At 73.1% G+C, this 24,175-nt stretch carries 19 protein-coding genes; 12 read left to right on the forward strand and 7 right to left on the reverse strand.

Annotated features, from left to right (window positions below; all coding sequences use genetic code 11):
- Positions 1 to 2,211 (forward strand): xanthine dehydrogenase family protein molybdopterin-binding subunit, encoded by a 2,211-nt coding sequence (locus IO39_RS35595; protein ID WP_043633017.1) that lies wholly within the window; start codon positions 1 to 3, stop codon positions 2,209 to 2,211.
- Positions 2,212 to 2,315: 104 nt separating this feature from the next.
- Here the strand turns inward: IO39_RS35595 and IO39_RS35600 are convergent, their stop codons facing one another.
- The 3 genes from IO39_RS35600 to IO39_RS35610 form a co-directional block, all read right to left on the reverse strand.
- On the reverse strand, positions 2,316 to 2,852 hold the full coding sequence (locus IO39_RS35600; protein WP_063765408.1) for a GyrI-like domain-containing protein: 537 nt from the start codon (positions 2,850 to 2,852) through the stop codon (positions 2,316 to 2,318).
- 201 nt (positions 2,853 to 3,053) lie between these two features.
- Positions 3,054 to 3,485, reverse strand: a complete 432-nt coding sequence (locus tag IO39_RS35605; RefSeq protein ID WP_043633021.1) for an SgcJ/EcaC family oxidoreductase — start codon at positions 3,483 to 3,485, stop codon at positions 3,054 to 3,056.
- 448 nt (positions 3,486 to 3,933) lie between these two features.
- Positions 3,934 to 6,822 carry an AfsR/SARP family transcriptional regulator gene (locus tag IO39_RS35610; protein WP_043633024.1) on the reverse strand — a complete coding sequence of 963 codons (2,889 nt, stop codon included), beginning with the start codon at positions 6,820 to 6,822 and terminating at the stop codon, positions 3,934 to 3,936.
- A 112-nt stretch (positions 6,823 to 6,934) separates the two neighbouring features.
- Between IO39_RS35610 and IO39_RS35615 the strand changes: the two genes are divergently transcribed.
- Positions 6,935 to 8,137: an MFS transporter gene (locus IO39_RS35615; protein WP_043633030.1), complete on the forward strand. Its 1,203-nt coding sequence runs from the start codon at positions 6,935 to 6,937 to the stop codon at positions 8,135 to 8,137.
- Positions 8,134 to 8,994: an alpha/beta fold hydrolase gene (locus IO39_RS35620; RefSeq protein ID WP_043633037.1), complete on the forward strand. Its 861-nt coding sequence runs from the start codon at positions 8,134 to 8,136 to the stop codon at positions 8,992 to 8,994. Before IO39_RS35615 ends, IO39_RS35620 begins: the two co-directional genes overlap by 4 nt.
- A gap of 162 nt (positions 8,995 to 9,156) precedes the next feature.
- Here the strand turns inward: IO39_RS35620 and IO39_RS35625 are convergent, their stop codons facing one another.
- Complete coding sequence (locus IO39_RS35625; protein ID WP_052423787.1) at positions 9,157 to 10,203, reverse strand: Glu/Leu/Phe/Val dehydrogenase family protein; 1,047 nt, start codon at positions 10,201 to 10,203, stop codon at positions 9,157 to 9,159.
- 138 nt (positions 10,204 to 10,341) lie between these two features.
- Here IO39_RS35625 and IO39_RS35630 point away from each other — a divergent pair, with 138 nt between their 5' ends.
- The 3 genes from IO39_RS35630 (at position 10,342) to IO39_RS35640 (ending at position 14,233) form a co-directional block, all read left to right on the forward strand.
- Positions 10,342 to 13,080, forward strand: coding sequence for a helix-turn-helix transcriptional regulator (locus IO39_RS35630; RefSeq protein ID WP_245642480.1), 2,739 nt, complete (start codon positions 10,342 to 10,344; stop codon positions 13,078 to 13,080).
- Between the two features lie 79 nt (positions 13,081 to 13,159).
- A complete protein-coding gene (locus tag IO39_RS35635) occupies positions 13,160 to 13,624 on the forward strand; it encodes a MarR family winged helix-turn-helix transcriptional regulator (protein WP_043633044.1) in 465 nt (154 codons plus the stop codon).
- Between the two features lie 39 nt (positions 13,625 to 13,663).
- Positions 13,664 to 14,233 carry an NADPH-dependent FMN reductase gene (locus tag IO39_RS35640; protein WP_043633047.1) on the forward strand — a complete coding sequence of 190 codons (570 nt, stop codon included), beginning with the start codon at positions 13,664 to 13,666 and terminating at the stop codon, positions 14,231 to 14,233.
- 232 nt (positions 14,234 to 14,465) lie between these two features.
- Here IO39_RS35640 and IO39_RS35645 read toward each other — a convergent pair whose 3' ends face one another.
- On the reverse strand, positions 14,466 to 15,770 hold the full coding sequence (locus IO39_RS35645) for a chymotrypsin family serine protease (RefSeq protein WP_157549330.1): 1,305 nt from the start codon (positions 15,768 to 15,770) through the stop codon (positions 14,466 to 14,468).
- Positions 15,771 to 16,208: 438 nt separating this feature from the next.
- On the opposite strand from IO39_RS35645, the gene IO39_RS35650 reads away from it, so the two are divergent.
- Together IO39_RS35650 and IO39_RS35655 are read left to right on the forward strand one after the other, a co-directional pair.
- Complete coding sequence (locus tag IO39_RS35650) at positions 16,209 to 19,001, forward strand: AfsR/SARP family transcriptional regulator (protein ID WP_052423788.1); 2,793 nt, start codon at positions 16,209 to 16,211, stop codon at positions 18,999 to 19,001.
- 100 nt (positions 19,002 to 19,101) lie between these two features.
- The gene (locus IO39_RS35655) at positions 19,102 to 19,281 is read left to right on the forward strand and encodes a hypothetical protein (RefSeq protein ID WP_043633053.1); all 180 of its coding nucleotides are present in this window, start codon (positions 19,102 to 19,104) and stop codon (positions 19,279 to 19,281) included.
- 91 nt (positions 19,282 to 19,372) lie between these two features.
- Here IO39_RS35655 and IO39_RS35660 read toward each other — a convergent pair whose 3' ends face one another.
- The gene (locus tag IO39_RS35660) at positions 19,373 to 20,059 is read right to left on the reverse strand and encodes an alpha/beta fold hydrolase (protein ID WP_043633056.1); all 687 of its coding nucleotides are present in this window, start codon (positions 20,057 to 20,059) and stop codon (positions 19,373 to 19,375) included.
- 126 nt (positions 20,060 to 20,185) lie between these two features.
- Here IO39_RS35660 and IO39_RS35665 point away from each other — a divergent pair, with 126 nt between their 5' ends.
- From IO39_RS35665 to IO39_RS51265, 3 genes are all read left to right on the forward strand, one after another.
- Complete coding sequence (locus IO39_RS35665) at positions 20,186 to 21,139, forward strand: helix-turn-helix transcriptional regulator (protein ID WP_043633060.1); 954 nt, start codon at positions 20,186 to 20,188, stop codon at positions 21,137 to 21,139.
- 128 nt (positions 21,140 to 21,267) lie between these two features.
- Entirely contained in the window at positions 21,268 to 21,810 is a 543-nt protein-coding gene (locus tag IO39_RS35670; RefSeq protein ID WP_245642481.1) for an RNA polymerase sigma factor, read from the forward strand.
- Complete coding sequence (locus IO39_RS51265) at positions 21,807 to 22,415, forward strand: hypothetical protein (RefSeq protein WP_157549333.1); 609 nt, start codon at positions 21,807 to 21,809, stop codon at positions 22,413 to 22,415. The genes IO39_RS35670 and IO39_RS51265 overlap by 4 nt, the downstream gene beginning before the upstream one ends.
- 225 nt (positions 22,416 to 22,640) lie before the next feature.
- On the opposite strand, the gene IO39_RS35680 is transcribed toward IO39_RS51265, so the two are convergent.
- Entirely contained in the window at positions 22,641 to 23,246 is a 606-nt protein-coding gene (locus tag IO39_RS35680; protein ID WP_043633063.1) for a CGNR zinc finger domain-containing protein, read from the reverse strand.
- A gap of 86 nt (positions 23,247 to 23,332) precedes the next feature.
- On the opposite strand from IO39_RS35680, the gene IO39_RS35685 reads away from it, so the two are divergent.
- Positions 23,333 to 24,121, forward strand: coding sequence for an MBL fold metallo-hydrolase (locus tag IO39_RS35685; RefSeq protein WP_043633066.1), 789 nt, complete (start codon positions 23,333 to 23,335; stop codon positions 24,119 to 24,121).
- Positions 24,122 to 24,175 lie beyond the last annotated feature (54 nt).

The raw sequence follows: 24,175 nt of genomic DNA on the forward strand, positions 1-24,175 counted from the left end.
ATGAGCGCTGTGGGACAGCCCCTCGCGCGGGTGGAGGGCCGGCTCAAGGTCACCGGCGCGGCCCGGTACACCGCCGACCTGCCGCAGGACGACGGGAAGGACCTCGTCCACGCGGTGGCGGTCTGCGCCACCGTGGCGAAGGGACGGATCACCTCGATCGACGCCCGGCAGGCCCGCGCGGCCGGCGGCGTCCTGGAGCTGATCACCCATCGGAACGCGCCGCGGCTGCGGCCGGTCCCCGCCCAGGAGGTCTTCGGTCCGGCCCACGAGACGCTCCTGGTGCTGCAGGACGATCGCGTGCACTACTCCGGCCAGCCGGTGGCGGTGGTGGTGGCCGACACCCTGGAGAACGCGACGCACGCGGCCTCCCTGGTGCGGGTGGAGTACGCGGCGGAGCGGCCGGTCGCCACCCTGTTCGAGGGGATCGACGACGCGTTCGACTCCCCGCGGCACGCGCCGCCGGCGACGGTCGGCGACGCCGACCGGGGGCTGGCCGAGGCGGCGGTCGTCATCGACCGCACGTACACCACCCCGGCGCAGCACCACCACCCCATGGAGACCATGGCGACCACGGTGCGGTGGACGGCCGAGGAGGTGACGGTGCACGTGTCCACCCAGACGATCAGCATGATCCGCGACGGGCTGGCCACGACGTTCGGGCTCCGGCCGGAACAGGTCCGGGTCGTCTCCGAGTTCCTCGGCGGCGGCTTCGGCGGCAAGGGCGCCTGGTGCTGGCCGAGCGTGGTGACGGCGATGGCGGCCCGGCTCACCGGGCGGCAGGTGCGGCTGGTGACCACCCGCCGGCAGATGTTCGCCGCCACCGGCCAGCGGCCGCACTCCGTCCAGCGGGTGCGGCTGGGGGCGCGGCGCGACGGCGTGCTCACCGCCATCGCGCAGGACTGCGTCGGTGACACGTCCGCGTTCTACGACACGCCGCCGTTCTTCATCGGCGCCGCCACCCCCGTGCCGTACGCCGCCCCGAACATCCGGACCACCCAGCGGTTCGTGAGGGTCAACTGCCAGACGCCGGTGCCGATGCGCTCCCCTGTCGAGGGGGTCGGGCTGGTGTCCATCGAGTCGGCGATGGACGAGCTCGCCGCCGAGCTCGGCGTCGACCCGCTGGAGCTGCGCAGGCGCAACTACGCCGAGCGGGACCCGAACTCCGGCCTCCCCTGGTCCAGCAACGGCCTGCTGGAGTGCTACGAACGGGGCGCACGGCGGTTCGGCTGGCCGGAGCGGAACCCGAAGCCGCGTTCGATGCGGGACGGCCGCTACCTGGTCGGGTGGGGCATGGCCACGGCGGTCCGGCACGCCGGCAGCGATCCGACGAGCGCGCTCGTCAGGCTCGGCGCCGACGGGCGTGCCGTGGTGCAGATCGGCAGCCAGGACCTGGGCACCGGCACGTTCACGATCATGACTCAGGTGGCGGCGGACGCGCTCGGCGTCCCGGTGGCGATGATGCGCGCGGAACTGGGCGACACCGATCTGCCGAACGGCGGGGGCTCGTTCGGTTCGCACACCGCGGCCAGCGTGGCGGCGGCCGCCCGCCTCGCCGGCGAGGCGCTGCGGGCGAAGGTGATCCGCATCGCCGTGGCCGACGACGGCTCGCCGCTGTCCGGCGCGTCCCCCGACGACGTCCTGGTGGACGACGGATACCTGTTCGTGCGCGGTGACCGGTCGAGGGGCGAGAGGTACGCGCAGATCCTGCGCCGCAACCGGCTGCAGGCCGTGGACGCCACCGGGGAGCACACCCCACCGCCGCGCGAGGGGGCGACGGTCGCGAGGTGGGCCTTCGGCGCCGACTTCACCGAGGTGAAGGTGGACCCGGAGCTCGGGACGGTCCGCGTGACCAGACACGTCAAGGCGATCGAGGCCGGCCGCATCATCAACCCCCGCACCGCGCGCAGCCAGGTCATCGGCGGCGTGGTGATGGGCATCGGCCAGGCGCTGACCGAGGCCACCGAGGTGGACCGCCGCGACGCGCGCATCACCAACGCCAGCTTCTGGGGATACCACGTCCCCGTCAACGCCGACGTACCCGACATCGACGCGATCTTCGTCGAGAGGGACGACCCGCACATTCCCGGAAGCGTGAAGGGTCTCGGAGAGATCGCCACCATCGGAACCGCTCCCGCCATCGCCAACGCCGTCTTCCACGCGACGGGAAAACGCGTCCGCGACCTGCCGATCACCCCGGACAAGCTGCTGTAGGGCGGTCTCGTACGATCCGGCCTCCGCCCACGGAGGCGGCCGGCGTGCTCCGCCACCCCCGCGACGGCGGTCCGGGGCATCAGCTCCCGCCGGTAGTCCACGGCTCACCCATGAGCCCCGCGGCCCGGTTCGGCGGGGCGCACCGGCTGCCTGAGCATCGTCCTGGGGCTGGGATCGGTGAAATCCGTCAGATAGATCTCGTGGTGCAGCCCGTTGGGCACCAGGTCGTGCTCGGCCATGAACGCCTCCATCACGTCGAGCGACGCCTTCTCCTCGCTGTAGGGCCCCTCGTGGAGCAACTCCACGCAGGTGCCCTCGGTGAAGGTGACGACCTGGACGCGGTCGACGGCCGCGCCGGAGGCGCGCGCCTGCTCACGCGCCGCCTCGGCCACCCCCGGCGCGGGCGCCTCGGCCAGCGGCAGCAGCAGATGCCAGCGCCACTGGTCGCGCGGCACCTCCAGCGGAGGCCGGGAGTCCTCCACCCACCAGCGGCCCTCCAGCCGGCCGGCGGGGCCGCCCATCGCGGAGGCCACGGCGTACAGGGCGCCTATGGCCGAGACGTGCTCGGCGCCGCCGGGCTCCCCCATGCCGGTGACGTTGAGGCAGGTGACGGGATCACAGTGGACCAATCGCGGGGTCATGGCTCCTCCAAGGGAAACGGACGTCGGTGCGCCGGCGGCTGTCGGACGCCCAGCCGTCCGAGCGCCGGCGAGACGCCCAGCCGGCCGAGCGCCGGCGAGACGCCCAGCCGTCCGAGCGCCGGCGAGTCGCCTCATCAAGCGGCGACTTCTCGCCACGCCCCAGCATGGGGTCTCCCCAGGGGGGAGGGTCCAGCCGGAGGTTCAGTGCTTCTCGTAGACCTGGGTGTTCTGAGCGGCCGCGATCTTCCAGACGCCCTCTTCCTTGGCGAGGATGTAGAAGGGCCGTCCTTCGGGCCCGTCGCCGGGGGTGCCGTCAGGGTTGAGGGGCACCTGATGGACGTTGACGGCGGCCACGTCCGGGCGGATGAACAGGATCCGGACCGGGGTGTAGGCAGCGGTTCCGTGCCGGGTGGAGCCCGGAAGGACCTGGGCGGTGAAATCGTGGATGGTCTGCCAGCCGGAAAGGCGCTTGCCGTGCCCGGTCGTCCAGACCGGGTCCGCCCTGCGGAACAGGCTGAGAAAAGCCTCGACCTGCTCGTTCTGCTGCGCTTCCTGAACCGCGGCCACCAGGCCGACGATGGCGTCCACGTCGCTCTGGGGGTTGTCCGCGACGCCGAAGACCTCAAGACTCATGATCACTCCTTCGAACACCGGCCGGGCACGACCGTTACGGCGACTGTAGAACCTCTACTTAACTTGAGGGCAAGCCCCGGAGGGATCGCGCGCGCTCGTACGCGGTGGCGTCCTTCGCCGGCGGTCAGCCGGTCTTCGCGCCTTGCCGATCGGCGGGGCCGGAGGCGGACGGCACTGCGGACGGCGCCGCGGACGACCACTCCGAATGCCCGCACCGGCCGGCCCCCGGCAGGGAACCGGAGCCGCCGGCCCGGCCCGGCGCACGCCAGCTGATCATGGAACGCTCCTCTCGCTCGCTATACCTATAGGGGGGAAGGGTATAACGTCCATGCATCCTACCGTCCCGCGGCACTCACCTACCGTCCCGCGGCACTCACCTACCGTCCCGCGGCACTCACCTACCGTCCCGCGGCAGTCACCTGCCGCCGGGGACGTGCCCGTCCCCGGCTCATCCGGTGGCCGTCAGGCCGGCCAGGAAGTGCCTGATCTCGTCGGCCTCGGGCACGTCGAGCCGGAGATACATCCGCAGGGCCTCCTTGGCGTGGTGGCGGGCGTCATCCAGCCGGCCGAGGTCGGCGTGGCTGCGGGCGAGCCCGTCGTGGGCCCGCGCGTGCTCGGGATCGCTGCCGATCTCCAGGGAGAGCGCGAGGGCGAAGTCGTGGTCGTGCCTGGCCCTGGCCGGGTCTCCCATCGCTCTGGCCGTCTCGCCGAGGCCGTTCAGCGCGCTGGCCTCGCCGTAGCGGTAACCGAGCTCGCGGCACAGGTTCAGGGCCCGCTGGTGGTGGTCGCGGGCCAGGGCCAGGTTCCCCTGGCGCCGGTACACCAGGCCCAGGTTGTCCAGCGCGACCGACTTCAACCGGCGCTCGCCGATCTCGCCGTACAGCTCGATGGCCCGGCACAGGTGCGTGTGCGCCTCTTCGTAGCGGCCCTGCCGTTCGTGGACGATGCCGAGATTGGCCAGCCCGGCGGCCTCGCCGATCCGGATGCCCAGCTCACGGCACAGCTCCAGTGAGCGCCGGTAGCAGTCGTGGGCCCGGTCGTACTGTCGCTGCCGCCACCAGATGCCGCCGAGGTCGTTCAGCGCCCGCGCCTGGCCGCGCCGGTCGCCGATCGCGCGGTACAGGTCCAGGGCCCGCCGGTAATGGTCGTGCGCCGCCTCGTAGCCGCCCCGGTGGAAGTGCGCCTCGCCGAGGTCGACGAGGGCGCGGCCGTGCGCCGCCCGGTCGCCGCGGCGCAGGCTCGCCTGCAGCGCCTTGCCGTGCAGCGCGAGCGCGTCGCTGTAGTGCGGGCGATCGGAGAGGTACCGGTGAAGGATGACGGCGAGGTCGCTGGTATGTCCTGGCCAGGAGTGGTCGGCGGCATAGGCGGCCATCGTGATCAGGTTGGCCCGTTCGGCCTCCAGCCACTCGCGCGCCTGGGCGGCGGTGGCGAGGGGCACGGCGGTCGTGCCCGGCCGCGGCGGGTCGGGCTTGCCGTGGATGCCCGCCGGATACAGCAGATCGACCGCGGCGGACGCGGTGTAGCGGTAGTGGTCGAGCAGCCGGGTCAGGGCGCGCTCCCGTGACTCCGCCGGCTCCTCGGTCTGGGCGAGGTCATGGGCGTGCCTGCGCAACAGGTCGTGGAAGGTGTAGTGGCCCGCCTGGCGCTGTTGCAGGACGTGCGCGTCGAGCAGGTCCTCCAGGAGGATCTCGGCCTCCTCGATCGGCAGCCCGGCCAGCGCGGCGGCCGCGTACGGGTCGATGTCGGTCCCCGGGTGCAGGCCGAGCAGCCGGAACACGCGGCGGTGCCCGGGTTCGAGCTGCTGGTACGACAGCGCGAACGCCGCCGCCACGCTCCGCTCCCCGGCGGACAGCTCGGCCAGCCGCCTGCGCTGGTCGAGCAGCCGTTCTGCCAGGTAGGCCACGCTCCAGCGGGCCCGGTGGCGCAGCCGGGCGGCGGCGATGCGGATGGCCAGCGGCAGGAACCCGCACAGCCGCAGCACGTCCATGACGGCGACGGGCTCGGCCCCGGCGCGCTCGCCGACGAGGCCGGTGAACAGCTCGACCGCGTCCCGGGCGGGGAGCAGGTCCATCGACAGGTGGTGGGCGCCGTCCAGCTCGACGAGCCGGCGCCGGCTGGTGATCAGGACGTGGCTGTGGGTGGCGCCGGGCAGCAGCGGCCGTACGTGGTCGGAGTCGGCGGCGTTGTCCAGCACGATGAGGGCCCGGCGGTCGGCCAGCTCGGCCCGCCAGAGCGCGGAGCGGGCGGCCAGGGTCGCGGGGATGCGTTCGGCCGGCACGCCGAGCTGGCCCAGCAGCGACTCCAGCGCGGCGGCGGGCTCGACCGGGGCCTGGCCGGCGGTGTGGGCGTGCAGGTCGACGAAGAGCTGGCCGTCGGGGAACCGGTCGGCCAGCCGGTAGGCCGCCTGCACGGCCAGCGCCGTCTTGCCGATCCCGGCCATGCCGTCGATGGCGGAGACGGTCACCATGCTCCCGTCGGCCCATGGGAAGCGGGCCAGCCGGTCCAGCTCGGCGTCGCGGCCGACGAAGTCGGGGATCGTGTAGGGCAGGAAGCAGAGCGGGCTCCGCTGCGGCTCGCGTGCGGCTTCCGGCACGACCGGCGGGCGCAGGCCGGGCTCGTCGCGCAGGATGGCCTGCTCCAGGGCCACGAAGGCGGGGCTGGGGTCGAGTCCCTGCCGCTCGACGAGGAGCTCGCGGTAGGCGCGGGCGGCGGCCAGGGCGTCGGCCTGGCGGCCGGCGCGGTGCAAGGCCAGCATGAGGTGGCTGTTCAGGCGCTCGCGCGCCGGGTGGGCGGCGAGCTGCTCGGTCAGCTCGCCGACGAGCTGGTCGGCCTCGCCCAGCTCCAGCCGCAGCTCGGCGCAGCGCTCGACGACGCTCAGCCGCCGCTCCTCCAGCCTGGCCCGGGCCTCGGGGACGAACGCGGCGTGCGCATCGGCCAGCGCCTGGCCCTGCCACCGGGCCAGGGCGCGGCGCAGCAGCTCCACGGCCTCGGCGCCGCTCGCCTCCCGGGTGGCCGCGACCAGCGTGGTGAACTCCTCCAGGTCCAGCTCGCCGTCCGGGACGCGCAGCACGTATCCGGCCGGGCGGGTGGCCAGCAGGTCGGGGGCGCCGGCCGCGCGCAGCACCCGGCGGATCACCGCGATCGACGCCTGGATCTGCGCGCGGGCGGTGTCCGGCGGGAAGCCGCCCCACATCGCGCCGATCAGCCGCTCGGCGCTGATCGGGGTTCCGGCGTGCAGCAGCAGGTACGCCAGGACCGCCCGGTGACGAGGGGCCAGCGCCGGCAGCGACCGGCCGGGAACGGTCACTCCGACCGGGCCAAGGACCGTGAAACGCACCCCTATGTCCCCCTATACAACTATCTATGGCGACTACATGGGGAATGTAGCAACACGGTCATAGATGATCCGTCTCGCACAGGTTCCGTAAGAATCTTGGAAGCGAGACCCCATGTCCAAGCTCCCCCTCATCCAGCCGGAGAACGCCACCGGCCGGACCGCCGGGACGCGTCCGGCCGGTGATCGGGTGGCGTGGTCCGGGCTGGCGGCGATGACGGTCTCGTTCGGGCTGAACTTCTCCGCGGGCGTCTTCTTCGCCCCGGCCGCCGCCGCGTACGGGGTGGACGCCACCGCCCTGGCCGTGGCCGCGGCGCTGAGCACCGCGCTGACCGGGCTGCTGCAGCCGGTCATCGGCCGGCTGCTGGACCGCGTCGGCGCCCGGGCGGTGCTGCTGGCCGGGCTGCTGTTCATGGCGGCCAGTTACCTGGCCCTGGCGGTGGTCCAGCAGACCTGGCAGTTCGTCGCCGCCTACCTGGTGCTGGGCGGGATCGGCTTCGCCGCCTCCTCCAGCCTGGCGCTCACCACCCTCGTCGGGCGCATCCGCGGCGAGCGGGCCGGGCCCTCGCTGGCTCGCGCCTCGACCGGCATCAACCTGGGGCAGCTGCTGGTGCCGTGGGCCGCGACCAGCCTCTTCGAGCCGGTCGGCGTCCGTGCCACGTATGCGCTGCTCGGCGCGGCGGCGCTCGCGGTCACCGCGGTGCTGGCGGCGGTGCTGCCCAGGGACCGCTTCCAGGCCTCGGCGGCCGGCCGGGAAAGCCTGCGGGGGCGGGCGCGGATCCTGGTCTCCTTCGGGCTGCACTCGGCCACCTTGTACGTGATGGTCCTGCTGCTGCCCAAGCACGCCGTGGAACTGGGCTGGACGGCCGTCGACGCGGGCCGGCTGGTCGCGGTCGCCGCGGTGGCCGCCGGGATCACCTCGGCGGTCACGGCCCGGCTGCTGCGCCGGCGCCGGCCCGAGACGCTGCTGCGGATCCTGCACCTGGTGCGGGCTCTCTCGCTGGCGACAGTGGCCGTCGTGACCGACCCCGCCGCGCTGGTCGCGGGCGCGGCGCTGTTCGGCGTCGCGTCGTTCCCGGTGATCCCGCTGACCATGGCCGTGGTCTCCCGGGGTCTCGACGCCTCCCGGATGGGCCGCACGCTGGCCCCCGGCTGGCTCGTCCACCAGCTCTCGGCCGCCGCGGGGCTGGTCGTCGCCACCGGGCTGCACGCCCTGTCCGGCGGCTATCGCGCCTACTTCACCCTCGGCCTGCTGCTCAGCGTCGCCGCCGCGGCGCTGGTCTCACCCACCAACGAAAGACAGGAGCAACACCCATGATTCGCCACGCCACCGTCGAGGTCCAGGGCCTGCCGATCTTCTACCGGGAGGCCGGAGACCCGGCCAACCCCACGCTGGTGCTGCTGCACGGCTTCCCCAGCAGCTCGGCCATGTTCCGTGACCTGATGGCCGACCTGGCCGGCTCCTACCACCTGATCGCCCCCGACCACGTCGGCTTCGGCCAGTCGGCGGCGCCGTCCGTCGAGGAGTTCGGCTACAGCTTCGACAAGCTCACCGAGATCACCCTCGACCTGCTCGACCGGCTCGGCGTCGACAGGTTCGCCCTCTACATCCACGACTACGGCGCGCCCATCGGCCTGCGCATCGCCAGCCGCCACCCCGAACGGGTGAGCGCCATCATCAGCCAGAGCGGCAACGCCTACATGGAGGGCTTCACCCCGTTCTGGGAGGTGCTGTTCGCCCACGCCAAGGACCGCGCCACCCACGAGCCGGCGGTGCGCGAGCTGCTGACCCTGGAGGCCACCCGCTGGCAGCACACCCACGGCGTGCCCGCCGGCCTGCTGGAGCGGGTCAGCCCCGACACCTGGGTGCTCGACCAGGCGTACCTGGACCGGCCGGGCAACAAGGAGATCCAGCTCCAGCTGTTCTGGGACTACCAGTTCAACCTCGACGGCTACCCGGCCTTCCAGGAGTACTTCCGCACCCACCGGCCGCCCGTCCTGGTCGCCTGGGGGCAGAACGACGAGATCTTCGGCGCGGACGGCGCCCGGGCGTACGCCAGGGACCTGCCCGACGCCGAGATCCACCTGCTGGACGCCGGTCACTTCGCCCTGGAGACGCACGGCGTCGAGATCGCCGCGCTGATCCGCGACTTCCTCGGCCGCAAGCTCTCCTGACCCCGCCGGAAGGAGCGCCCCGGCAGGTCCGCCCGCACCCCGGACGAGATCAGCGAAATGATCGGCTCCCCCGCCGCGCCGCGATCCCCGCCGGGAGCTCGCCGTCACGGGCGGGCCCGCCGGAAGCTCACCGTCACGGGCGGGCACGCCGGAAGCTCACCGTCACGGGCGGGCACGCCGGGACTCCTCCAGGAACAGCCGCGCCCGCTCGCGTGCCGCCTCCCACGGGGTCACGCCGTCCGTCTCGGCCTGCCGGTACACCTGATCCAGGGTGTGGCCGAGCGCGCGGACCCGGCGCAACGCCTCCTGCCTGCTCCAGCCGAGCTCGGTCATGCCCAGATCGGCCATGGCGCCGCCCGCGTTGACCAGGAAGTCGGGCGCGAACAGCACGCCCGCCCCGGCCAGCCGCCGGGCGTCGTCGTGGGTGGCGAGCTGGTTGTTGGCCCCGCCCACCACGGCCCGGCAGCGCAGGCGCGCGATGGCGGCGGCGTTCAGCACCCCGCCCGTCGCGCAGGGCGCGAGGATGTCGCACTCGGCGCCCAGGATCTCGGCCGGCGGCACGGCGCCGGCCCCTTCGAGCGCCGCGGCCGCCTCGGGCCGCTCGTCGGCCACCGTGACGTGCGCCCCGGCGTTCAGCAGGAGGCCGGCCAGGTGGCCGCCGACCTTGCCCGCGCCCTGCACCGCCACCCGCAGCCCCGCCAGGTCCGGCCGCCCGGTCAGCCTGGCGGCGGTGGCGCGCATGGCGGAGGCGAGGCCCTCGGCGGTGATGACGCCGCTGTCGCCGGCGCCGATGACCCGGCGGTTGCCGCCGTACACCCAGGGGCCGCCCGCCGCCTCGGCCACCACGTCGAGGTCGTCCGGGCCGACGCCGATGTCGCCGCCGGTGGTGAACGCGCCGCGCCAGTCGGCGATCAGCTCGCCGTAGGCGCGCAGCAGCGATTGCCTCGCCGCGGCGGGCAGCGGCTCCCGCGGCACCATCAGCACGGCCTTGGCGCCGCCGCAGGGGATCCGGTGCACCGCCCACTTGTCGGTCATCGCCTCGGCCAGGCGCTTGGCGTCAGTGACCGCCTCGGCGAGCGTGGCGTAGTGCCGCATCCGGGTGCCGCCGTCGAAGCGTCCGCGCACGGCAGCGTGGATCGCCAGGACGATCCACGCGCCCGACTCCGCGTGCCGCTCGATCACCAGACGTCCGGGCCACCCGGGGTCCACAGGTACATGATCGATGCTCATGGTCGCCAGTTACGCATCCCGCCACGCCCGTGGCAAGGGCCCCGAGTAACCTGGGCCGATGCCGCAGCTCCGCCCTGTTCGGGCAGAATCCGATCCGCGAAGCGGGGTGTCTTGCTGATGGTCCGGCCGTCGCCCATGGGCGGGTTGTGGGGGCGCGAAGCCGAGCGTGCCGAGCTGGCGCGGCTGACGACGCTGGCGAGGTCGGGCCGCAGCGGCGTCCTGGTGGTGCGCGGCATGGCCGGCGTGGGGAAGACCGCCCTGCTCGACCAGGTCGCGCACGACGCCGGCGACGTGCGGGTGCTGCGGGTCACGGGCGTGGAGGTCGAGACGGCGCTGCCGTTCGCCGCCCTGCAGCGGCTGCTGCGCCCGGTCGTGGACCGGCTGGACGGACTGCCCGCCGCTCAGGCGGCGTCGCTGCGCGGCGCGCTCGGCCTGGCGGAGGCCGCGGGCAGGGAGCGGTTCCTGGTCGGCCTCGCCGTGCTCACCCTGCTGTCCGACCTGGCCGAGGAGCGGCCGGTGCTGTGCCTGATCGACGACGCCCACTGGCTCGACGCGGCCTCGGCCGAGACGCTGCTGTTCGTCGCGCGACGTGTCGAGGCCGAGGGCGTCTCGATGGCGTTCGCGGCCAGGGACGGGCTCGAAACCTCCGGCCTGCCCGAGCTGACGCTGGGCGCGCTGGAACGCCAGGCCGCCCACCGGCTGCTCACCGAGCGCGTCCCCGAGCTGTCGCCGGCGCTGCGCGAGCGCGTCGTCGAGGAGTCGGCGGGCAACCCGCTGGCGCTGATCGAGCTGGCCTCCGGGCTCAGCGCCGACCAGCGCGCGGGACGGGCGGAGCCACCGGCCGCGCTGCCGGTGCTGCCCGTCACCGAACGCGTGCTGGCGACGTTCGGCGGCCGGATCGGCGGCCTGCCCCGCACCGCCGGACTCGTCCTGACGATCGCGGCCGCCGAAGGGACGGGCGACCTCGGCACCGTGTTGCGGGCGGCGCGCCTCCTGGGCGGATCGGCCGAAGACCTCGACGCCGCCGTCCAGGCCGGCTTGCTGCTCATCGCGGGCGACACGGTCGCCTTCCGCCATCCCCTGATCCGCTCGACGGCTTACCAGAGCGCCGCGCTCACCACCCGGTTGAGCGTCCACGAGGCGCTCGCGGCCGTCGTGGACGGGGACCGCAGGATCTGGCATCTCGCCGCGGCCGCCACCACGCCCGACGAGAGCGTCGCTCTCGAACTGGAGCGGGCCGCCGAGCGCGCACGGCAGCGCGGCGCACCCGCGGCGGCGGTGTCCGCCTACGAGCAGGCCGCCCGGCTCAGCCCCGGCCCGGCGGACCGGGCCAGGCGCACCACGCTCGCCGCACAGTCGGCGATCACGTCGGGCCAGGTCGAGCAGGCCGCCGCGCTGGCCGAGCGCGCGGCCGAGCTGACCGGGGACCGGCGGCTGCGCGCCGGGCTGGCCCTGGTCAAGGCGAGCGTGGCGACGCAGCGGGGCACGCCGCGCGGCGCCGCCCGGCTACTGATCGACAACGCCGCGCCCATCGCCGGTGACGCCCCGGAGCTCGCGCTGTCCCTGCTGGTCGTCGCGGCCGGCAGCGCCTGGCCCTCGGGCGAGTACGCCGAGGTGCGCCAGGCGGCCGATCTCGCCGCCACGCTGGCCTCCCGCGCCGGGGACGAACCGGCCACGGGCGCGGTCGCCGTACTCGGCGCACTCGCCGACGGCGACTACGAGCGGGCGCTGCCCGTGCTGCGGCATTTCGTGGCGAAGGTACGCGCCCGGCCGCCCGGCAGCCTCTACGTGCGGCTCCTGGCCGGCGACCTCGCGCTGCTGCTCGGTGACGACGAGGCGGCGCTGGAACTGGCCACCGCCGACGTGGTCCGCGCCAGGGAACGCGGGCAGGCGGGAGTCCTGCCCGCGAGCCTGCGGATCCTGGCACAGGCACAGGCCATGGCCGGGATGCAGCACGACGCCGCCGCCACGGTCGCCGAGGCCCGCACCTTCGCCCGCGACACCGGGCAGAGCCATGGGCTCGGCGCGCTCGCCGTGGTCACCGCCCGGATCGCGGCCGTCCACGGCGACGAGGACGGCTGCCGCGCGTCGGCCATGGCGGCGATCGACGGCGCCGGGCCTTCCGGGGGCGTGGCGGAGGTGGCGGCGTCCGCGCACGGCGCCCTGGGCCTGCTCGACCTCGCCCTGGGACGGTACGAGCAGGCATTGCACCGGCTGGAGCAGGCCGTGTGCGAACCCGCCGGGCACACCGCCGCCGCCCTGTTCGCCGTCCCCGACCTGGTCGAGGCCGCCGTCCGCGCCGGGGCGCCGGAACAGGCCGGGGAGCCGCTGGCCCGGTTCCTGGCGTGGGCGCGGGCGGGCGACAGGCCGTGGGCGTCGGCCGTCGCGCTGCGCTGCCGCGCGCTGCTCGCTCCCCCCGAGCCCGCGGGAGAGCTGTACGCGCAGGCCGTGCGCCTGCACGAGAAGGGCGGACGGCCCTTCCAGCGCGCGCGTACCGAGCTGCTGTACGGCGAATGGCTGCGCCGGGGCCGGCGCCGCTCGGATGCCCGGACGCCGCTGCGCTCGGCCTTGGAGATCTTCGAGCGGCTGGACGCCGTACCGTGGGCCGAGCGCGCCCGCGCCGAGCTGCGCGCGTCGGGAGACGTCGCGCCGGCGGCCACCGCCGGCGCGGCCGCGCTGAGCCGGTTGACCCCGCAGGAGCTGCAGATCGTCCGGCTGGCCGCGGCCGGGCTCAGCAACCGCGACATCGCCGCGCAGCTGTTCCTCAGCCACAGGACCGTCGAGTACCACCTCTACAAGGCCTATCCCAAACTCGGCATCGGTTCGCGCGGCGAGCTCGCGGGCTTCCAGTGGTGACTACCGTGGCGTCACGGATTCGGGACGACCCGGCGCTTTCCTAACCTCTTGCTCAGCAACGAACGAGAGGACGAACGTCATGAAGAACACCGACGCGGAACTGGCCGCCCAGCCGATCGGCTACTGGGCCGGAGCCGCCCACCGGGTGATCATCGGCTACATCCGCGGTGAGATGAGCGCCCTGGGCCTGACTCAGCCCCAGTTCTGGCTGCTGCGCAACCTGTCAGCGGGCGACCTGTCGACCGACGGGCAGGGGCTGACCCTCGCGGAGCTGACCGACAGGATGCGGGCCTACCTCCATGACGACGACGATCTGGAGTCGGCCGCCGCAGACCTCCTCGATCGCGGCCTCGTGACCCGGGACGCCGGCCAGCGGCTGTGGATCACGGAGGCGGGCAGGCGGGGACACGCGCGCATCAAGGAGCAGGGGCCCGCGATCCGGGCCCGCATCCACGACGGCATCGACGACGCCGACTACGTGACCACGCTGAAGGTGCTGCGCAGGATGATCGACAACGTCGGGGGCGACCCGCGGGCGTCGTAGGCAACCTGGACCGAACGACCATCCGAAAGGGGACTCTTGATGCTCAAGGTAGCCGTGATCATCGGAAGCACGCGTCCGGGACGCAACGGGGAGGCCGTGGGCCGCTGGGTGCACGACCTCGCGGCCGAACGCGCCGACGCCGAGTTCGAGCTGGTGGACCTCAAGGACTACCCGCTGCCGCACCTGGACGAGGCGATGCCGGCGGCGACCGGCCGGTACGGCCTGCCGCACACCCGGAAGTGGGCCGAGAAGATCGCCTCATTCGACGCGTACGTGTTCGTGACGCCGGAGTACAACCACTCGACGTCCGGAGTGCTGAAGAACGCGATCGACTTTCTCTACGCCGAGTGGAACGACAAGGCGGCCGGGTTCGTCAGCTACGGCGTCGGCGGGGGCGGTCGCGCCGTGGAGCACCTGCGGCTGGTGATGGGCGAGCTCCAGGTCGCGGACGTACGCGCTCAGGTCGAGCTGTCCCTGGTGACCGACTTCGAGAACTTCAGCGTGTTCCAGCCCGCCGCTCAGCAGGAGGACGCCCTGACCGCGATGCTGGATCAGGTGATCGCCTGGGGCGAGGCCCTGCGCCCCCTCCGCCGGCCGCGGGCGGCGTGACCAGGGCCGAGGCGTGGTCCCGCGGCGTCGGCGTCAGCGTCGCGGTGAGCCCGCGGTGAACGGTGGTCGTCTCGACGAACGTGAGGCGGCCGACGCCTCGGCGCGGACCACCGCCCCGGACCCCGGCGCCGCCCGGGTCCGCCGCAGCTCGGACGGCCGCGAGCAGCTCTTCGACCTGGCCGGCGATACCAGGGATCCCCGTCCTCGGTATCGCCGCCACGTCCTGCGGCCGTCAGTGCAAAGGCATGGTGATGGACGAGTTCCAGGCCTTCACTCCGGACAGCTTGGTGTACAAGGAGTTGCACTCGCCCCTGGCGGTGATGATGCCCATCGCGCGCACCATGGAGCTCCCGCTGATGCCCTGGTAGACGGCGCCGCCCGAGTCTCCGTGCTGGGTGGTTGTGCAGTCGTACAACCCGTCGTTGTCCTGGTCGGAGTTCACCCACGCCAGGTGCCGGAAGTAGATGCCCTCGACATAGCCCTCCCAGCTCGCGTCGGTCACGATCAGCCGGCAGGTCTGCCCCGTGGTGCCGCCGCTGGTGCAGACCGAGGTCCCGTTCGCGGGTGTCGACCAGCTCACAGCGCCGACCAGCAGGTGCGAGCAGCTGCCTGAGGTGTTGGCGCAGTTGTAGACGGCGTTGACGTAGGAGGAGCCCTGCAGGAGAGCGAAGTCTCCGTACAGGTCCTGGGTCCCGTCAGTGGGGCTGCCGAGTTGCCCGCCGATCGTGGTGGTGACCCGGGCGCCGAAATAGTAGCTCGTCGAGGGCGGCGTGGCGCTGGTGAAGGCGGATGCCCACGCCCTCGGCCAGGTGGTCGCGCCCGGCAGGCAGTGCCCTGCCGTCAGCATGTGCCGGATGCCGTCCTTGACCACGGGGAACGCGGTCGTGCAGCTGGAGCGGTGTCCGGTGTGCTCCGGATTCCACATGCGGTAGGAGGCCCCGCCGTAGTGGGGCGCGGTGTCCCGCGTGCGGTCGCGCTCGGTGAATTGCGTCGGGCCGGCCAGCCGGAACACGACCGCGTCGCCGAAGCGTCGTCTGAGATCGATCCTGGCGGCGTCCGAGTCGTCGGTCGCGTAGGCGACCGCGGCTCCGCTCGTGGGATCGAGGCCCACCCCGATGACCTTGTCCTGATACGTGCGGGCTCTGATGAGCTCCCCGATCTCGGCCTGGGTGCGCTTGGCGTCGGCGAGGCTGCGGGCGCCCGGCATGACCTGCACGGACACCGGCCGCTTCCGCGCCGCCCTGGTCGCCGCACCGCGCACGGCCGCCGAACGCTGCTCGAACTCGGGCCCCGAGGGTAAGACCACGGTCACGGCGTCCGGCCCGGTGACGCGGACCCCGGTGTACTGCTCGGGAGACGCCTCGGCCAGCGCTTGAAGCTCATTGGCCGCCTCCTGAACCTCCAAGGAGACCTCACCGGGCGCCCGCGGCGGGGGCTCGAAGCCGGGGGCGGGCTGGGTGGCCGACGCTGCGGTGACGTACGACGTCACGAGCATGAGCGCGGACAGCGAGACGATCATGCCTCTGCGTAAGTACATGGAGCCTCCAGGAAGCGGTTGCTGATAGCGGTCTGGGCCGGAAGGTGCATCGAGCGAGGTTCGGGCGCCGGCGCGGACACCTGAGCGTCATTCGAGGTTCTGATCGATTACGGTCGAGTTCTCAATACAGTGAGGGAAACCGCTCTGCGGCTTCATGCCCCGGCTGTAGTGCGTCCGGCAGCCGCCGCGGCCAGGCCGCTCACGACGGCGGTGGTCCAGCGGGCGCGCGTGCTCATCCCGGTCCTCAAGAGTCGCTCCTTACGGACAAGCCGACCCTACGGATCGCCGGTATATCCGCGGTATGCCGAGCCTCAGCGCCGGCGCCGGTCACGCATGGCTGACCACCAGGAGCCGGTCAGGATAACATCCGTCATTGCCGTGCATGAGCCCGATCATCTCGTCACATTGCCTACCCCTTGAAGGGCGTGAGCGCTTCACATGGCGCTGGAGATCAGATTCCTCGGCCCGTGGCAGGTCCTGGCCGGCGAAGAACCGGTCCGGCTCGCCGGGCACCGCCGCATCGGCGTGCTGGCCAGGCTCGCCCTGAGCACCGGGCAGGCCGTACCCGGCGAGCGGCTTCTCGCCGACATCTGGGGGGACAGCTCCGCGGCGACCATGGGCAAGCAGCTCCACATCGTGATCTCCAAGCTCCGCGAAATCCTCGGACCGCACACCACCGAAGAGATCATCCAGACCACGCCCGGCGGCTACCGGCTCGCGCTCGAACCCGACCACATCGACGCCCACCGGTTCGCCCGCTTGGTCAAACGCGCCCGCGTCGCCCAGGCGCAACGGGGCCGCGCGACCGCGGACGCCCTCTTCCGCACCGCCCTGCGGTTATGGCGCGGCGACCCCCTGGCCGGACTGACCTACCCCTGGGCCCGCATCGAGGCCACCCGGCTGGAAGAAGAACACCGCACCGTCCTGGAAGACCACGCCGATCTCCGCCTCGCCGCCGGTGACCACCACGCGGTGGCGGCCGACCTGGCCGCACACGTACGGGCCCATCCCCTGCGCGAACGCCCCGCCGCCCAGCTCATGCTGGCCCTGCACCGCGCCGGCCGCCCGTCCGAGGCGCTCGCCGTCTACCAGGACACCCGCAAGATCATGATCACCGAACTCGGCATCGAACCCGGCGCCGAGCTGTGCCGCCTGCACCAGGCCATCCTGGCCAAGGACCCCGCCCTCGACCTGACCACCCCGGCCCAGCAGGTCACGGTCAACGAGCCGTACGTTCCGGCCGAACTGCCCCCCGGCACCCGGGCCTTCACCGCCCGCGCCACGGAGATCGACCACCTGCGCGCCGCGCTCGGCTGCGCCGCCGGGCCTGCCATCGCCGTGATCGACGGACCCGGCGGCATCGGCAAGTCGGCCCTGGCCGTACACGTCGCCCACGACCTGGCCGACCGGTTCACCGACGGTGTCCTCTACATCGACCTGCAAGGCGCCACCGACGGCCTCCGGCCGCTGTCGCCGATCGAGGCGCTCGGCCGGCTGCTGCGCTCGCTCGGGCTGGACGGCTCCGCCATCCCGGCCACGGCCGGCGAGGCCGCGGCCCGCTACCGATCCTTGACGTCGGCACGGAACGTGCTGATCATCCTCGACAATGCCCTCGACAGCCGCCAGGTCCGCCCGCTCATTCCCGCCGGGCCGAGGTGCGCGGTCGTCATCACGAGCCGGCAGGTTCTCACCTCGATCGACGGAGCGAGCCGGCTGAACCTGCCCGGGCTCGACCCGTCCGACGCCACCGCGCTGCTGGCCCGCATCGCCGGCCCCGGCCGGGTCCACGCAGAGCCGGAGGCCGCCGAGCGGATCGTCCGGCTCTGCGGGGGTCTGCCCCTCGCCCTCCGCATCGCGGCGGCGCGTCTGGCCGCCCGCCCCGACTGGACGCTGTCCTCCCTCGCCGACCGGCTCACCGACGCCACCCGCCGCCTGGACACGCTGGAGTACGCCGACCTGGCCATACGCGCCGGCATCGCGGTCAGCCACCGCCACCTGAGCGAAGAGCCGAGCGGCCAGGACGCCGCGCACGTCCTGCCGCTCCTCGGCCTGCTCGACACGCCGACCCACACCCCGGCCGCGACGGCGGCCCTGGCCGACTGGCCCGAGGCACGAGCGGAGGCGGCTCTCGAACGGCTCCTCGACGCCCGGCTGCTGGAGTCCGCGGGGCATGGCCGGTATCGCTTTCACGACCTGATCCGGTTGTACGCCCGCGAACTGCCCACGGCGGAGCCCGCGGCCGCACTCCGCCGCGGGCTCCACCATTACCTGGCCACGGCCAACACCGCCACAGGGCTGGTGCATGTCCGGATCGAGGAGCCCGCCTACGCGGCCGAGCAGCCCGGCGTCGCGCTCGCCGACGCGCGGGAAGCCGGCGCATGGACCGAGGCCGAGCGTGACAACCTGCTGGCCGTGGCCCGTCAGGCCGCGGATCCGGGCACCGCCGTCGGGCTGGCGATCGGGTTGCACTGGCCGTTCAACTACCGCGGCTGGGTCACGCACCTGGCCGACGTCCACCGCAACGCGGCCGAGACGGCCGCGCGGTGCGGCGACTGGGCCGGGCAGGCGCAGGTGGAGAGCTTCCTGGGCTGGGTCTACCGCGACCAGGGACGCTACGAGCAGGCGATCGACCACCTGGAACGAGCCGTGGCGTGCTGGGACAAGACCGCCCTGCCCCATCGGAAGATGGGGTCCTTGAACAAACTCGGCGTCGTCCACACCATGATCGGGCGACTCGACCGCGCCGCCGACAACCTGGCACAGGCTCTGGAGCTCGCCGAGAAGGCCGGAGATCGCTATGCCCGGGGCGCCGTCCTCAACAACGGGGTGCACGTGCTCTACCGCCAGGGCCGGTTCGACGAGGCCATCGAGCAGGCCCACGCGGCCGTCTCGGCCTGGGACGGCGTCGGCATCCGGTACGGGGACGGGGTGTCCCGCGCGACCTTGGCCCGCGCCCTCATGCACGCCGGCCGTCTCACCGAGGCTGCCGACACCTACCGGGTGGCGCTGACGCTCATGCGCGAAGCCGGCTACCGCACCGGCTACGCCGTGACCGCCTGGTGGTCCGCCCAGACCCAGCACGCCCTGGGACGGCACGCCGAAGCTCGGCATGACTGGCGCGGCTGTTTCGAAACCCTCCTGGAGTCGCGCCTGCTGACCCAGGAGGACGTGGACGGGCTACTCGAACAGCCCGTTCCGGATATGCCGTGGCCGATCAGGAACATGCTCTAGGCGGCATGCCCGGGACATACCACCCCTTGTTACGGTCGCGCTCCCCTACGTACGGAAGGCGACGAATGTGATACCCCGGAATTACCGGCTGGGTAGGGTCGTGAGCGCCGCCGGGGCGAACACCTTCAACGACGACCCCGGGACCATGGGCTATCTGAAGTGGGGGCTCTACAAGCCCGCGTGGAACACCGCACCGACCCTCGTCGGGAGCCGGGTGATCTTCCACGACAACGTCGCCGTGGGCACGTCGTTCGACTCGGTGAACCCCGCGAAGAACTAGGGCCCGCGCCGGCAGCGGCTCGCCGGGCGGCGACGCCCGCTTCGTCGCCGGCCTCGGCATCGCCGTCCACGAGCTGGACCCGCCGGCCGGGTCACGCCTCGGGAGCCGCCGCGGCCAGGAGCCGGGCGAGCTCGGCCGGCTTGGTGATCATGGGCCAGTGGCCCGAGTCGAGGTCCACAAGATCAAGGTGCTTGACTCTGGCCAGCTCCGGCACGTCACCGGCGGCTATCCACTCCTGAGCCTGGGCAGGGGTGAACTCGGGGCACACGACGAGGACGGGGACGTCGAACCGCCGCTCGTCCGTCAGGCGCACCACGCCCTTCGTCACCCCGGCCGGGACGGGGATCGCCGCGGACGCGAAGTCCCGCCTGGCCTCCTCGCCGAGGTCGGCGGAGTCCGGCCCGTCGAACGGAGCCCAGCCGGGGAAGGGCATGACGCCGTCCTTCACCTCGAAGAAGTCGGCGTAGGGCTGCCCACCGGCGGCCGGGAAGCCGCCGACGAACGCGACCTTGGCGATCCGTTCCGGGCGCGCGTCGGCGGCCAGCCAGGCCAGGGTGCACGCGGCGGAATGCCCCACCAGCATGGGCTTTCCCGACGCCGAGTCCACGGCGGCGAGCACTGCTGCCACCTGGTCGTCGAGGGTGGCCGAGGCGGATCCGTCACCCTGCCCGGGCAGGGCGACCGGCACGGGGCGGTGGCCGAGCGCCTCCAGGGCGGGCACGGCGTCGTCCCACGCGGATCCGTCGAGCCACAGGCCGGCGATGAGCAGGATGTCCAAGATCGGTTCTCCTTCAGCACATTTCCGGCGAGGTCCTGTCCCGCCGAACTCGGTCAGGACGTCAGACTAGGACCGATTCCGGACGTTCTACTTCCTGTTCTGCCCGTGACCTCCTAAGGTGCGCGTGTGCCGACCGATCTCAGTCCCACCGCACGAGCTCTGCGCGCCATGGAGATCCTCCAGGCCCGCCCTGGCGTGACGGCCGGCGAGCTCGCCGCCCGTCTGGGTGTCACGGAGCGGGCCGCGCGCCGGTACGTCGGGATCCTCCGCGAGGCGGGCATCCCCGTCGAGTCGGCCCGCGGCCCCTACGGTGGATACCGGCTCGGGCACGGGACACGACTGCCTCCCGTGACCTTCACCGAGCCCGAGGCGCTTGGCCTGGTCATGGCGGTGCTCGACGGCCGGCCGGGGGCAGCCGACGCCGGAGACCTCGTCGGCGCCGCGCTGGGCAAGGTCATCCGGGCTCTGCCGGAGAATGTCGGACGGCAAGCGGCGACGCTGCGCGAGCACGCGTCGGCGGTGCCCGACCGGTTCTCGGCCCGTCCGGACCCCGCCGTCACCAGCGCGCTCGTGTCCGCCATCGCGGACCGGCGGCGCGTGGTGGTCGCCTACCGGAGCGAGTCCGGCGACGAGTGGGAGGCCGAGGTGGACCCCTGGGCGGTCGTCGTCCGCCACGGGCGCTGGTACCTGCTGTGCCACTCCCACCGCGCGGACGCCATCCGCACCTACCGGGTCGACCGCGTCCGCCAGGTCCGGCGGAGCACGCGCGCGTTCGAACCGCCCGGCGACCTCGACCCGGTGGCGGTGCTGGAGGAGAACCTGGGCACCGGATGGGAGTTCGCCACCCGCGTCGTGTTCGACGCTCCCCTCGCCGAGGTGGCGCCCTGGATCCGGCCGGCGATGGGGCGGCTCGAACCGTCGGGAGAGGGGTGTGTGCTCGTCGGCAGCACGAGCAATCCGGCGATGTACGCGCAGGAGTGGCTGCCGAACGTGCCGTTCCCCTTCCGCGTCGAGGGCGGGCCGGAGCTGCGCGCCGCGGTCGCGAGGCTCGCGTCGCGTCTCGCCGCCGCCCTGGCCTGAACCCCGCGCGCCACCGGGGCGATGTGCAAGAAAAGGGTCCACACAGGGAACTCGCCGGCGCCCTCGCGACAGTAGTGCCTGTGGAGAAGAAGATGCGTGCCCGCCTACGGGACGGCGACCAAGAGGCCTTGGGCGAGCTTTTCGACGAGTACGCCACGAGTGTGTACAACCATGCCTACTGGGTGGTCGGTGACTGGTCGGTGGCCGAGGACGTGGTGTCGCTGACGTTCATGGAGGTGTGGCGGTTACGGGAACGGCTCGACCCGGACGGCGGCTCGCTGCGCCCTTGGCTCCTGGGCGTGGCCACCAATGTGGGCCGCAACCTGCGACGGGCCAGACGGCTGCACCGGGAGGCCCTGGCCAGGATGCCCCGCATCCCGCCCGTCCCGGATTTCGCCGACGAGGTGGTCGGGCGGCTCGCCGACGAGCAGCGGCTGCAGGAGGTGCGTACGGCGATCGGGCGGTTGCGCAAGCACGAGCGGGACGTGTTGCTGCTGTGCGCCGGAGCCGGGCTGGACTATGCCGAGGCGGCCGAGGCGCTCGGCATCCCGATCGGCACCGTGCGGTCCCGGTTGTCCCGGGCGCGCAAAAAGCTGGAACTCGCCCTGTCCCCCGTGACAGGAGACAGTGACCGCGGCACCGTGGTCCGGTCCGTCAAGGAGCATCCATGAGCATTTTCCCCGAGAAGCGGGACTTTCCTGAGGGCCGTCATCAACTACTCAAGGAGTTCGTGATGACCGCGATTCAGGACGAGCCCACCCCCGCGAAGCAGCGTCGCAGGCTGCTGCGCCCCTCGGTGCTGGCCCCCGCCCTGGGCCTGGCCGCCGCGGCCGCGGTGGCCTTCCCGCTGCTGTTCGGCGGCACGCCCGCCCACGCCGTGTCCAAGAACGCGGACGGCACCGTGTCCATCACCATCAACGAGGCCAAGGACCCCAAGGGGCTGGAGGCCGAGCTGCGGCGGATGGGCTACAACATCGTCGTCGACTACCTGCCGGCGGGCAAGAAGTGCGCCACCCGGCCGCGCGGCTCGAACTGGCTGACGAAGGAGCAGGCCCCCCTCGCCGTGTTCCCGCCCGTCGAGGACACCCCCGGCTTCGAGATCGACCCGTCGCAGATCAAGCCGGGCCAGACCGGCGTGCTGGAGTTCGGCGTGAACGACGATCCCCAGCCCGGTGACGTCATCGCGGCGATCTGGGCGCGGGTTTCCGACGGCCCCGTCGCTCCCTGCGAGCTCGTCGACGGCAACGCGCCGCTCGGCGAGGGCGAGGCGGCCTGACCCAGAGGTCCGGCTTCCGCGACCACCCCGGTCGCGGAAGGTCCCGGCACGCCTTCCCTTCCCTGCGGCGCCTCCGGCGTCACGCGGAACGTTGACGCCACCGCCGGGGCCACGACGACCCGCCCGTGGAGATCCCACGGGCCGGCCACCCTCGGGCGGCCGGCCCGTGGGCCACGGCCCGGCCCGGAGCCGCACGGCGGCGCCGTCATGCGCCGTCATGCGCCGTCATGTGCCGACGGGCTTCGGCCGGGTGCGGCGGGCGTAGGCGCGGGCGGCGCGGGCGCGGTCGCCGCACCGGATGGAGCACCAGTGGCGGCGGCCGTGACGCAGCAGGTAGCGGTTGCAGGGGGCGGACCCGCAGGCGGTGAGGCGTTCGGCGTCGGGGCCGGTGAGCAGGTCGGCCGTGTTGGCCGCGAGCGTCGCCAGAGCGTGGTCGAGGATCTCGTTGGTGGGGCACGGCGTCGCGCGGTAGGGGCCGTGCTTCTCGTCCCAGTACAGCAGGGCGGCCGTGGAGGTCCTGCTCATCGCGTCATTGACGGCGGACAGGGCCGCGGGCAGGGCGGGCAGCCCGGCGACACGGGCGGCGAACAACGCCCTGACGTGTTCGCGCAGCGAGCGCAGCTGCGCCGCGCACATCTCCTGCACCCCGGCGCCGGCCGGAGCGAGGCCGCGCTCGGTGAGCCAGCGATTCGTCCCTCCGGGGGTGCCGAGGAGATCGATGAACTGCCCTCCCGGCAGCGCGATGGCGCTGTTGACGAAGTCGAGGGCGAGGTATTCCGCCGCCCCGGGCGCGGGCGGCAGCACAGACTCGGCGATCGGGGGCTCGCTCATGACTCTCATGGTACGGCTTGCGCTGGTCCGTGAGACACCGCTACGTTCATCACGGATAAATCATTTCTCATCCGTGAGGTGCCTGGATGACCGGCTTCGCCATGCCCACCGAGCAGCTCCCCGTTCGCGTCTTCGGCGGCCCGACCGCCCTTTTCGAGTACGGTGGCCTGCGCTTCCTGACCGACCCGACCTTCGACGCTCCCGGTGACTACCACGTACCGGGTGGCATGCTGACCAAGACGGCTCCCGCCTCGGCGGCACCGGCCGACCTCGGCCGCATCGACGTGGTCCTGCTCTCCCATGACGAGCATCCCGACAACCTCGACCACTCCGGCCGGGCGCTGCTCGCCGACGTCCCGCTCACGCTCACCACGCCCGGCGGCGGGCGGCGCCTGGGGAAGGGGGCCAAGGGGCTGGCCGACTGGGAGCCGATCGAGCTGGACCGCCCCGGCGGCGGCACGATCACCGTCACGGGCGTGCCCGCCCTTCACGGGCCCGGCCCGCGCCAGGAGGTCGAACCGATCACGGGCGAGGTCGTCGGGTTCGTCCTGACCGGCGAGGGCCTGCCCACGGTCTACGTCAGCGGCGACAACGCCTCGCTGGACCTGGTCAGGCAGATCGCCGATCGATTCGGCCCGGTGGACACCGCCCTCCTTTTCGCCGGAGCCCCTCGATTCAGCGTCCTGTTCGGCGGCGAGCCGATCGTCCTCGACAGCGCGCAGGCCGCCGAGGCCACCAGGATCCTCGGCGCCCGCCGGGTGGTCCCCGTCCACTACGACAGCTGGGCCCACTTCACCGAGGGCCGTGACGAGCTGGTGGCCGCCTTCACCGAGGCCGGGCTGGCCGACCGCCTGGACCTGGGCCACCGCGGCTGACCACGCCGCCGGCGGCGTCCGGCCCGCTCCCCCCGTTGAAGCTCATCCCGTTGA

Origin of the sequence: Nonomuraea candida (assembly GCF_000725485.1) — a bacterium.
Taxonomy (GTDB): domain Bacteria; phylum Actinomycetota; class Actinomycetes; order Streptosporangiales; family Streptosporangiaceae; genus Nonomuraea; species Nonomuraea candida.

Bases quoted from the DNA above. Each gene is read 5' to 3' on its own strand.
- IO39_RS35595 (WP_043633017.1), top strand. From the start codon at position 1: ATGAGCGCTGTGGGACAGCCCCTCGCGCGGGTGGAGGGCCGGCTCAAG.
- IO39_RS35600 (WP_063765408.1), bottom strand. From the start codon at position 2,852: ATGACCCCGCGATTGGTCCACTGTGATCCCGTCACCTGCCTCAACGTC.
- IO39_RS35605 (WP_043633021.1), bottom strand. From the start codon at position 3,485: ATGAGTCTTGAGGTCTTCGGCGTCGCGGACAACCCCCAGAGCGACGTG.
- IO39_RS35615 (WP_043633030.1), top strand. From the start codon at position 6,935: ATGTCCAAGCTCCCCCTCATCCAGCCGGAGAACGCCACCGGCCGGACC.
- IO39_RS35620 (WP_043633037.1), top strand. From the start codon at position 8,134: ATGATTCGCCACGCCACCGTCGAGGTCCAGGGCCTGCCGATCTTCTAC.
- IO39_RS35630 (WP_245642480.1), top strand. From the start codon at position 10,342: ATGGTCCGGCCGTCGCCCATGGGCGGGTTGTGGGGGCGCGAAGCCGAG.
- IO39_RS35635 (WP_043633044.1), top strand. From the start codon at position 13,160: ATGAAGAACACCGACGCGGAACTGGCCGCCCAGCCGATCGGCTACTGG.
- IO39_RS35640 (WP_043633047.1), top strand. From the start codon at position 13,664: ATGCTCAAGGTAGCCGTGATCATCGGAAGCACGCGTCCGGGACGCAAC.
- IO39_RS35645 (WP_157549330.1), bottom strand. From the start codon at position 15,770: ATGTACTTACGCAGAGGCATGATCGTCTCGCTGTCCGCGCTCATGCTC.
- IO39_RS35650 (WP_052423788.1), top strand. From the start codon at position 16,209: ATGGCGCTGGAGATCAGATTCCTCGGCCCGTGGCAGGTCCTGGCCGGC.
- IO39_RS51265 (WP_157549333.1), top strand. From the start codon at position 21,807: ATGAGCATTTTCCCCGAGAAGCGGGACTTTCCTGAGGGCCGTCATCAA.
- IO39_RS35680 (WP_043633063.1), bottom strand. From the start codon at position 23,246: ATGAGCGAGCCCCCGATCGCCGAGTCTGTGCTGCCGCCCGCGCCCGGG.
- IO39_RS35685 (WP_043633066.1), top strand. From the start codon at position 23,333: ATGACCGGCTTCGCCATGCCCACCGAGCAGCTCCCCGTTCGCGTCTTC.